We start from the raw sequence: 9876 nt of genomic DNA, 5'->3' as shown, positions 1-9876 counted from the left end.
CATCATGGTACTGTCCAAGTCCAACAAAGCAGATGTGTCTAACCATATCGTATTTTTCAACAATGTGATAGCATCAATTGTCCAAGTGAGCGCAATTTGAAGTTTTAAGTGAGGGTTTGCATGTGTATTGCTCATTATCAGGGCAGGTGAAAGGAATCAGTGGGGTTTGCCTCACATACTACAATCAAGACAATACATGATCAGATATGGAATCCTAGCAGGCTAAGCTTCCTGAGTGGCTTAGCCGTTTTTTTACTAAGAACCCCTATTTCTTGAGTCCATAGAAGCTTTGCAGAAAGCCCTGGTCGCTCAGGATTCTCCCTAAGGAATAAGCGTCGGTGGTGGCAGCTTCTTTGGTTTTACCCAAACCCCTGATATCAGATAGAGCGGGATTGGGATACCCAGATTGGAAGACAATCTGCCCGGAAGTAATATCCACAACGCGTAGTGATAAAGTCGGGAAGGCGATGAAGAGATTTTGTTGAGCGTTTTCTCTAATCTTTTCAGTTTATGTGCTTCCGATTCTTTGCATGCCAAAAATAAAACAAGGATGATCGTGATTAGAATAGGTGCTCTTTTCAGGCCTATTCTTCCTTGATTATGGCAGTCATGACTTCATCCCATATATCTTTAGCCGCTTCGTTGAATTTTGGAACAATCTTGATCTCGACACGTCTGTTCCCTGCGTATTTATATCCATCCCTGTCGGGGAAGTACTTCAGCTTTCGCTCTCCATATCCAACTGGGATCAAGATGCTTTCTAATTGATCCGGGGGGATGTTGGTCTTCATTGTTTGCTTCATAACGAATATCAGATTGTTGGCTCTTTCCAAAGATAAGGGGTCATTTCTGTATGGATCACCTGTGCTGTCTGTGTGGCCTTCGATCATGATGGAGTACTTCCTGGCACGGTCTTCATGACTTAAGTAACTCCCAAAAATGGTGCCCAGTTTGTGGGCTAATCTTACTCCATTGTCGTTTAGTTCTGATTTGTTGTGGTTGAAAAAGACTGAATCCCTGATCACAAAATTCATGCTTTCTGTATCCAGATCTATCAGATTCTTGTGTTCCTTCAGAAGTGTGGCCAGTTCTTCCCAATCCTGCCTTATAGCTTTGTTTTTTTTTCCTTCGTTTGTATAGTAAACCGCAAAGAGGATAAGAAATATGAAGAAAAGTGACGCAAAGATATCTACAAAGCTAGGCCAGTAGTTGAGATCCAGTCGTTCTTTGGAAGCCATAGCCATCACCTTCCTAAGCGGTGTTTTTCTTCTTTTTCACGCCTGACCCGGTATATACCCCAACCTCTGAGCTTCTCAATTACACCTATGAACTTATCGGTCGTGGTGCCCAAAGAATGTAAATGCCTTTCCATGGTATCAAGCAAGGCTTTGTTTTCAGAGCATGCTTTGTCAAGATTCTTAATGACATCAGGATCGTAGTATGCCATGTGAATGTCTCTACGATTCTCCAGGACATCTGTGAAAAGAGTCCTGAGATTACTGTCATATAGGGTGAAGCTTTCCCTTAGGTCTTTATGAATGTCCTGAGCCTGTTCGGTGATCTGTTTAAGTATGTTATTCAGGATTTTGGAGAAGTCCTCGAAATCCTTGCGGACCTCGTGTACCTTGTTGCCAACAACATTAAACATATTCAGCTTAGCGTTCAGGCTCTTCAGATACTCCTGCACATTAGTATCGTATGATTCCACGTTTTTGTAAAGATTCTTCAGTGTTTCCGCCGATTCCTTCTGGCATGAGACGATTACCTGTAGAGGTTCGTGCATCTTGCTGATATTTTGCTGCATCTCATCACCAAGTTTTACGAATCCCTCAAGGTTGTCGCTGGCCAGCTTCATGCTCGCTTGGAGGGAATCGCTGGCTTCTGAGAGTCTGGTAGCGACAGAGGAGAAGAGATAAACCTGTTCAATTTGTTTATCGGAGACCTCTTTCAAGGCTTTAGCGTTATCTTCAAGCTTCGAAGCAACGCTGTCGATATGTTGAGATGTTTTTTGATTTATCTCTCTTTGATCTTCAACCAATGGTTTAAACTGCGCGATAAAATCGACGGTAACTTTCTCGAAAGTCGTGGAGAAACCCCTTACAGTTTTCTCTAATCTTCTGACAGACCTGGAAAACATCTCGTCTGTATTATTGCTGGAAACCTGGGGCAGATAATGGACCAATAGGTTTCTTTCCGTCCTTTCAATATCGGCATCCAGGGCCTTTTTCCATTCGTTGGCCAATAGTTTGAGAATTGACGCGCAGATAAGGGCGCATAAACTACTGATAAAAGCCAATCCCGCAGAATTGATCAGCGGTTGAAGGGCCTTAGAAACCTCATTGGATTCAAGATTGATTTGCATTATCCCAATAATGATGCCTGAGAATGTACCCATTAGACCTATGATAGGCATTGTATTTGCAGTAGCTTGAAGATCGTGGTAGGCTTTGCCAACTCCCTCGGAAAGGAATCTTGAGAAGGTATTGGCGTCCACCTGAAGTCCATGTTCAGTGCAAGCGGCAAGGTAGTCTGCGGCTGGATTTTTCCTGATTTCAGGTTTGAGATTTGCAAACTGGACATCTTGTGGAAAAGCTAACGCATTGCTTAAAAACCGTATCAGTTCCCTTTTATCAGTCATTAACTTCCTTACTTTAAGAGCCCGATAGACTGACCAGGAGATTTCACCGATGATAAATCCCAGTATCAGTATCCAAACGATGGGTGTTGACATGAATGTCTCCTTATTGATTTACTTTGATTTTCCCCTTTGAGATAAAAACATAACTGCCATGCTGCTCTTCATACATAGGATGATCCACCATTTCCAGGCTCTTTACAGACTCGAATCCTGCGGGAATATCTAATACATCGCCGTAAAGGATCACGATGTTGGAAAGATTGGATGGCTCCAGCCTGACAATATGCAAGATAAATCTGTTTCCTTGATGAGAAAGGTAAATATCAGTAGGTTTTTCTGCTAGCTCGAGCCTATGAAGCCCATCTGTAGTTTTTTTCACCCAGATACGAGAGCCCACGTCATTATCGGAGTCAGTTTTGGGCTTTGTCTCCTTCTGGTCAGAGGGGGTGGATGTTTCAGTGTTGTAAGATGTGACCACTCTTTGATCATCCCTCTTGGAAAAGGAGGTCCCATTTACATTGATTGGTTGCTTTTTCCCATTGTTTGGTTTAAGGATGCCCTTAACATTCGCTTCCAGTGATTCAACCCGCTTTACGATAGAACGGGTGTTGTTGGAGTCCCCCGGAAGTCTATCAATGCGTCTGTGCAGGTTTCTGAACTGATTGATCAGTTCATTTCTTTCTTTGATAAACAACCAATAGAGAAGACCTACCGCGCCACATAACAAAATGAGCAGAATCACGAAAATCCAATCTAGTAAGCCCATATCCGTCACACCTGCGAAAGATACTTGTGCAGCCTTCTGATAGTCGCCTTCATGCCCAGAATAAACAGCGAGCTTGAAATAGAGCTGAGGTTTTGAATGTTGTCTCCAGCCATCGTTCTGATCTGTCCGACGAGGTTGTTCCAATCCCCCAGGAGCTCGGTATTGATAACCGACAGATTACTTAAAGCCGAATCCGTTTTCAGTTCTTTACGATACAACTCTGAACTCTCCATGGCTTCAAATAGCACATCGTGGAATCTGGCCAGATCTGAATTTCTTGCATCAAGATCCAATTCTTTCACATGATTTTGGGCAATCTCGTCAAACTCATCGATTCTATAGATTGATGAAAAATCTCTGCCCAGAATGGAAATGCTTTCCCCAATCACTGGCAAGTATTCAGCTTCCTTTCTGAATAGCTCTTCTCTCCCTTCGCACAGGCCAACAGCAACCTCCCATTTCTTAGCTTGCGAAGTAAGTATCCTGATTTTTGCTTTTTCATCAAGCCCCATCGATTTCCTTATCACGGCTTTGTATATATCCGCATCTAAATCGCTGACACTTCCAATTCTCCCGCTCCAACAAGCAAAGCGCGAGCCGTTGCCAGCCAAACATATATCCACAGAATCAACCGCATTGTCCACAAATCTTCGGCTTTGAATTCCGATTTCGTAGAATAGAGAGCTGAAGAAATAGATAATCAGGAATCTCACTTTGTAGAATCGATCGCTGAGTGTGTATTGAACCAATGTGTCATCCGGGAGGGAATACAGGATGTAATTCAGGAGAGTTTGAGGATCATCATTTCTCACATACTGATTTGCAATATCAGGGAACTGAGATTTCAATGTGTCCAGAAGCACAGAATAGAAGCCTTGAACGTCCTTGAAGCCAGCGAGGTCTCTTCCTGCCCAGAGAGAGCTGTTAAGCAAACATATCTCACTATTATGCCAGACTGATACATCTGAAGATCCTCCGCCTACATCAGCTATGATTACCATGCCAGGATTGTTAGCTGAAACCATGCCTATGTGATCAAAGTATAGAAGAGCGGCCTTACTTTCGTCAGTTTTACTCACTGCTGGCTCTGGCAACATTCTGCTCCACATTTTATCGTACTTATCGGTGTCAACTTTTGAAAACGAACGAGGGTACGCCCAAAAATACTTAGCGTTCTGGGGGCTCACTCGGCGCTTAATTAGTTCGCTTCGCAACAACATCATCAACACGTTTAAGTATGCCTCACTCGCGTTTTGACTGTTTATATCGTGGTTCCATTTAAGGTCGGTCATGGAGCTTACGGTCCTATCTATAGGTGTGGCATTTTCCTTGTATGGATACAGCACGCTTTTCGAGAAGTTTATCGAGTAATGCAGTAGCGCTCGCGGTGCCTTGACATTTTCTTCTTTTACAACCATGGTAGGCATTGGGAAGCAAGTTTCATCTTTTGTGTTACCCATCCCTAAGCGGTTTGGGAACAGGTACTGGCTGAGATGTGACTTTATCAACATGGGGATATTATCGGTTGTCATCTGCTCGTCACTAAACGTCATCGTGTTTATGAAATCATCACTATTCAGATTAGAGCCATTGAAACTTGAATTGTATTTTAAAATCTCGGTGTTACCATTGATCTTAAAGGCTATGTTGGTATGAGAGGTACCAAAATCTATTCCCACCAGAGCATTCTGAATGTTGGTATCAGGTTTTGGTGTTTTTTCGTGATCGAGGATAAGATAGCCCGTGGTTCTTCTTTGATTGTCTCTGACAGCAATGTATGTAGGCAGGGATTGTAGTTCGGCGATATCAACAGACTTTGATTTCCTTGAGATAGAAGGTGTTATGCTGCTATTGCCAGCATCCAGGAATTCCAGACTGATCATTTCTCTACCTTGATTGTTGTAACGCTCACCATAGATCACGCAATAATAAGGATCCATCCAGATTTCAGGATGGAGTTTTGGCCAGAAAACTAAATGCGGAAGAGGAGTACTGATATCTAAATCGTCAAACTCTATGATGCAATCTTCATGCCGGGTGTCGCTCCAGAAGCCATTATACCGTCTTTCAACCTGTAAATGATGTCCATTTTGCAGGGGGATTTTCAACTTCACTTTTACGCTATTAGCCCCATCATCTACGAAGCTTAGCATATCGTCCACTTGCTTCGGAGTAAAATACTGAAAAAATTGATCAGTTAAAGGAAGTAGATACTTGAATTCATTACTCGCATGCCCCATTATCAGGACATCATTATTCAGCTTATATCTATAGCGAATTATGCAGGGCTGAAGAAAATCACAGTAAGGCAATATCCATGGATATCGAATTTCTTCCCCTGGCAGAACTTTGCGATCCATTCTTGCCAGATCGTTGCGCGCAAGGTTGGTATTGAAGTTATAATCATTGTAGTATGGTCTTCCAGTCATGTTTATCGAAGTATCGAAAACCAGAGGAGTTGGTTTTTGACCGCCCCCAACCTCCAAAAGATACGGACTGGATATTTGGTAGTGTCTGACATGATCAAAAATGCCCGATAAAATGTCATCATTATTGAACAGGTCACTAGCCTCATAGTCTCTACTATCAATGGATCCTGTATCATATCCCACACAAATTCCTTCCGGGAATGCCAGGGCATTAACCAGTTCTTTGTAAAGATCTTTAGATGTAAGCTTTGGAATAAATACCTGCTTTAACCATCTTTGGAAATCGATGGGTCTTTCTGATAGCATGACGGGTTGTTTTTTGAAGTATCGGGGGACTTTCTGAGAAACAGAGAGTTCTAAGGGAGTGAAAAACAGTGTATAGGGGCTTGTCCCTGCAAGGACAAAGGTATCGTCGCCCCTGGTAGCAAGCAATGTGCTTATCTTGATATCCTGCCGATCGTTATGATCTGGAAAGAGTTTGTATAGTATATCATGGAAATTGGAAGCTGGCTTTTCGCTTGTAAGGTGTATCTCTTTAACTTCAAGCCTGAAGTTAAGAAGTTTTTCGAAGTATATGATTTCAATTACATCCAGAATATTGGACATGACTTCTAAGTGGAGCATATGCTTACTGCTCATAATGGCTTCCTTGAAGAGCAGCATCCTAGCCCACGGAGAAGGAATGGACGTTACGTTGATCCTGGCATGATCGGGGATCTCGATGTTATCTTGGAATCTATTGAAATCCTCGGAGAAATCTACCCATTGCCCGGTCGTTACCACATTAACGACACCTTTATTTTTTGGTAAAAGATGACGTGACATTAGCCCCTCCTTTCTGCAGTAATACAGGTTAATGAAGCTGCCTTTATCAGGGTTTCAGTTAAAGAATTACCGCGGACATGACTTCGCCACAGTTTTGTATCAAGCCTGCTTATTGGATAGTTACGATACCTTTTGGGGTGCTCCTGAAGCAGACAATCCATGTTCAGATTTTCGTCCAATATGCATAGGGGAGCTGAGTTGGCGTGATTTTGACTGATCCAGTTTTTGTACGTGTCGAAGAAAGTCCTTAAAAGGTGCATTTCAGTTTTGTGAGCAAGAACATCCTTTCCCTTCATCCCACTAGACCTGAGCCAGGCAATTTTGTTTATCAGCGATGAGTTTTGGTTTTCAGCCAGATCATCGAGCTCTGATATATAGTGATAGAGGAGGGCGAACCGCTCAAATGGGGAGCTCGTTTTAGCATCTGGAAGATCCGATGCCAATATCTTGAAAGAAGGATTATCATTATTCTGGGGATTTTGAACCTGAATATGGTAAAATGGTTTATAATTATCACCTGTTTTGCTCCAGAAATCCAAGGCAGCGTAGGCTGAAAAAAGCTCTATCATATGCGCATCATTTTTTTGATCCTTGCTGCCTATCTGATAATTCTTGTACTCCGCGCATGTCTCCAGATCATCTCCCAAGACATAATTTGAATCTACCCCGCTGAAGTTGTTCTTATAAAACTCACATGCGGCTTTGGAGTTTACCATAAAGCTATTTGAATCGGGAAGAACCTTTTCTTTTTTCAGGCTTTCTCTTTGTTGGATCAGGTTTTTGGGATCTGGAAGTCGAAAGTATGGTAATAGCAGAGCTCCGCCTACTTTGGCATTTGGAGCCCCATTTTTTATAAGTCTGCTGATAACAGGGTACCCAGAAGCTCCAGTTCCGCCAAAAACCGATGCAAAGATAAACACCTTTGATTCAAGATCGGCTTTTAGACTGGCTACGAGCACATCCCAGATCTTATGCTTTTGAATATTGGTCATAAGAATTGAACCGATTGAAGGGACACCCCGGTATCCTTGTGCCATGTCCATCTCAAGCTCATTCTTACTGAAGAGTAGATCTGCCAAATGTTTTCCATCATCTTGTTGTAAGCGGGTATTGTAGTCGATAAAATGAGATAGCGTATTCATGCCTGGTTCAAGCCCGGTATTGGGATTAAAGTAGTTTGGAACTTGAATTGCAACATCCGGTCCTGTTTCTTGCTCCTCGAAGAGAACCCCTGTATAGAAAAGAGAGCCCTTATCCGGATTATTGATCTTGCTGCGGATCTCTTTATATCTGATGATTAGCTCTTTGGTCCGGTTAAGATTCCCGTTTCCGCTGTCTGGATCCACAAGAATCGGGTGTAGTTCCTTCGGTCCTAAACCCATAGCACAAAGATAAAGTAACGATTCCAGGCATCTGGCACCTGTACCACCAATAGCAAATACATAGTATGGCATTGCTCCTCCTACTTCCGAAAATACTCGTTTATTCGAGCAAAATACTTCTTAGCCCCCATTAATGTACTGAAGATCCAAAAAGTTAGTAACCCATAGATTAATGTTGCAATAACCAGACTGAATCCAAACAACCATTTATAGCCATCCCGACAAATTTCATCTGGTATTGAGGAGGTTCTGATAATCACGAAAACAATGGCAGCAAGCAGTATGAATAGATTGCAGGAAAAGAATTTGAATCTCTCACGTTTGCGGTTGTAAGGCAAGATGGCATAGAATATGACCAAACAGGAAATAAAGGCAGCGCTGAAAATGATTCCTTCAAGCATGTAACTATGCCATTGAGCCATAGCGAGCTGAGGGTAGAAAAACCAATAAAAGAAGTTAAACATGCTATTTCCTCTTTATATGTATGTAATATTGGGTTGTTGCCAAGTATTTGTAATCCTCGAAGTTATCCATGATAAATTTCATCCAGGTATCGAGTCTATATGTTTTGCTGATGTTATCTATTTTAGTGTCGTCAGCTGTTGTGAAGTCACTTATCCAAGCAGGAAGTGTCTTTCTGAATGTCAGACGTGCCAGATAAGACCCAGGACGGTTGTTGTTAAATGGAATCTTGAATGTGACCCTGTCTCTATCTGCAAACACTTCTACTCGTAAGCTTCCTCCCTGATCCTTCATCTCTTTGTAAACTGAATCTGCCATGCTCTTATAGGCGACAGAATAGTCCAGAGTTTCACCATACTTGTCTTCATAACCCGACATAGTAAATTTTAGCTCTTCTGTGTGTCCAAGCTTCAAAAGAAAATCTGATACAGGGAGCTCGCTGTTGTTTTTCACATGAATTAGATTCACGGGGTCATTTACAAAATCTGAGTTATCTGTACAACGTAGTTTATTTGATGCAGTGTTGCCAAATTCGAAGCTGTTTGTAAAGAGATTAGCGATTTTGCCATCAATAAATCCCGCATATTTCCTGTGCCCAAAAGCCAAACAATACAGAGGTCTTGTGCTGCCATTCGGGACTTTGAGCTTTCCATCGATTTTTTCCGTATAATATTCTCCTACAAAATCTGCTTGTATTGCCATTAGAGATAGAAAACCATTTTCTCCAAGATAGCTTTTCAGAAGTCTGGCGAAAATTACTCTATCCTGTTCAGCGTGTTTCGTTGACTGGACCATGTCTGTGAAGATTAGGTTTACTGAGTTGGGATCGTCTTTTATGTGTTCATCAAACGGTTTACACAGATCAGTGTGTTCCTGAGAATAGAAATTGCGATCCGATATTGTGTGTAACATTTTTCGCAGATCGCCTTCCAGCTTAATTGAAGAACGGCCAAAGCCATACAATTGGATTGAGGCATCTTGCGGGATTCGGCTTATCACTGAACTAATGATCTCGTGAAATGTGCTGTTCTTGGCTGTGAAACCATACATACTTGCACTTGCGTCAATGAACACATTGATGTTTTTTGGGGGATAAGGAGCCTCTGAACTTATCACTCCGAAAGGTTTTTCGTAATCTGAGAGAGAATCAAGCTTTGATCCCTCAGGGGGGGTACAGCCTGTTAAAACAAAAATCAATGCTGCGACAATCGATATAATTGAATACAGCACAAGGTACTTAGAACTCATAACCAACCTCCATGAATTCCTACTGTAGCATTGGAAAACTTCTTGCGTCGAAAGCTTTCCCAGACGCAAAGAGCTGTCAAGGAAAATAATCCCACATTCGGTTCATGAATACCACACACTGCGACT

The 9876-nt window shown here is 42.2% G+C and carries 8 protein-coding genes; all 8 read right to left on the bottom strand.

Annotation, left to right across the window (positions count from 1 at the left end):
- Positions 1-265: 265 nt before the first annotated feature.
- The 8 genes from LHW48_06515 to LHW48_06480 all read right to left on the bottom strand — a co-directional run bounded on the left by LHW48_06515 (position 266) and on the right by LHW48_06480 (position 9750).
- The gene (locus LHW48_06515; protein MCB5260112.1) at positions 266-439 is read right to left on the bottom strand and encodes a hypothetical protein; all 174 of its coding nucleotides are present in this window, start codon (positions 437-439) and stop codon (positions 266-268) included.
- A gap of 145 nt (positions 440-584) precedes the next feature.
- Positions 585-1238: an OmpA family protein gene (locus LHW48_06510; protein ID MCB5260111.1), complete on the bottom strand. Its 654-nt coding sequence runs from the start codon at positions 1236-1238 to the stop codon at positions 585-587.
- Between the two features lie 5 nt (positions 1239-1243).
- Positions 1244-2731: a toxic anion resistance protein gene (locus LHW48_06505; GenBank protein ID MCB5260110.1), complete on the bottom strand. Its 1488-nt coding sequence runs from the start codon at positions 2729-2731 to the stop codon at positions 1244-1246.
- Between the two features lie 10 nt (positions 2732-2741).
- Positions 2742-3404 carry a hypothetical protein gene (locus LHW48_06500; GenBank protein ID MCB5260109.1) on the bottom strand — a complete coding sequence of 221 codons (663 nt, stop codon included), beginning with the start codon at positions 3402-3404 and terminating at the stop codon, positions 2742-2744.
- Positions 3405-3409: 5 nt separating this feature from the next.
- Positions 3410-6658: a hypothetical protein gene (locus tag LHW48_06495; GenBank protein MCB5260108.1), complete on the bottom strand. Its 3249-nt coding sequence runs from the start codon at positions 6656-6658 to the stop codon at positions 3410-3412.
- Positions 6658-8112 carry a hypothetical protein gene (locus LHW48_06490; GenBank protein ID MCB5260107.1) on the bottom strand — a complete coding sequence of 485 codons (1455 nt, stop codon included), beginning with the start codon at positions 8110-8112 and terminating at the stop codon, positions 6658-6660. The genes LHW48_06495 and LHW48_06490 overlap by 1 nt, the downstream gene beginning before the upstream one ends.
- Before the next feature lie 8 nt (positions 8113-8120).
- A complete protein-coding gene (locus LHW48_06485; protein ID MCB5260106.1) occupies positions 8121-8504 on the bottom strand; it encodes a hypothetical protein in 384 nt (127 codons plus the stop codon).
- 1 nt (position 8505) lies between these two features.
- Positions 8506-9750 (bottom strand): hypothetical protein, encoded by a 1245-nt coding sequence (locus LHW48_06480; protein MCB5260105.1) that lies wholly within the window; start codon positions 9748-9750, stop codon positions 8506-8508.
- Between the last annotated feature and the right edge of the window lie 126 nt (positions 9751-9876).

This window comes from Candidatus Cloacimonadota bacterium, assembly GCA_020532355.1.
In the GTDB taxonomy this organism is placed as follows: domain Bacteria; phylum Cloacimonadota; class Cloacimonadia; order Cloacimonadales; family Cloacimonadaceae; genus UBA5456.
The sequence above is the reverse complement of the archived record's forward strand: the minus strand, read 5'-3'. Positions and strand labels throughout refer to the sequence as shown.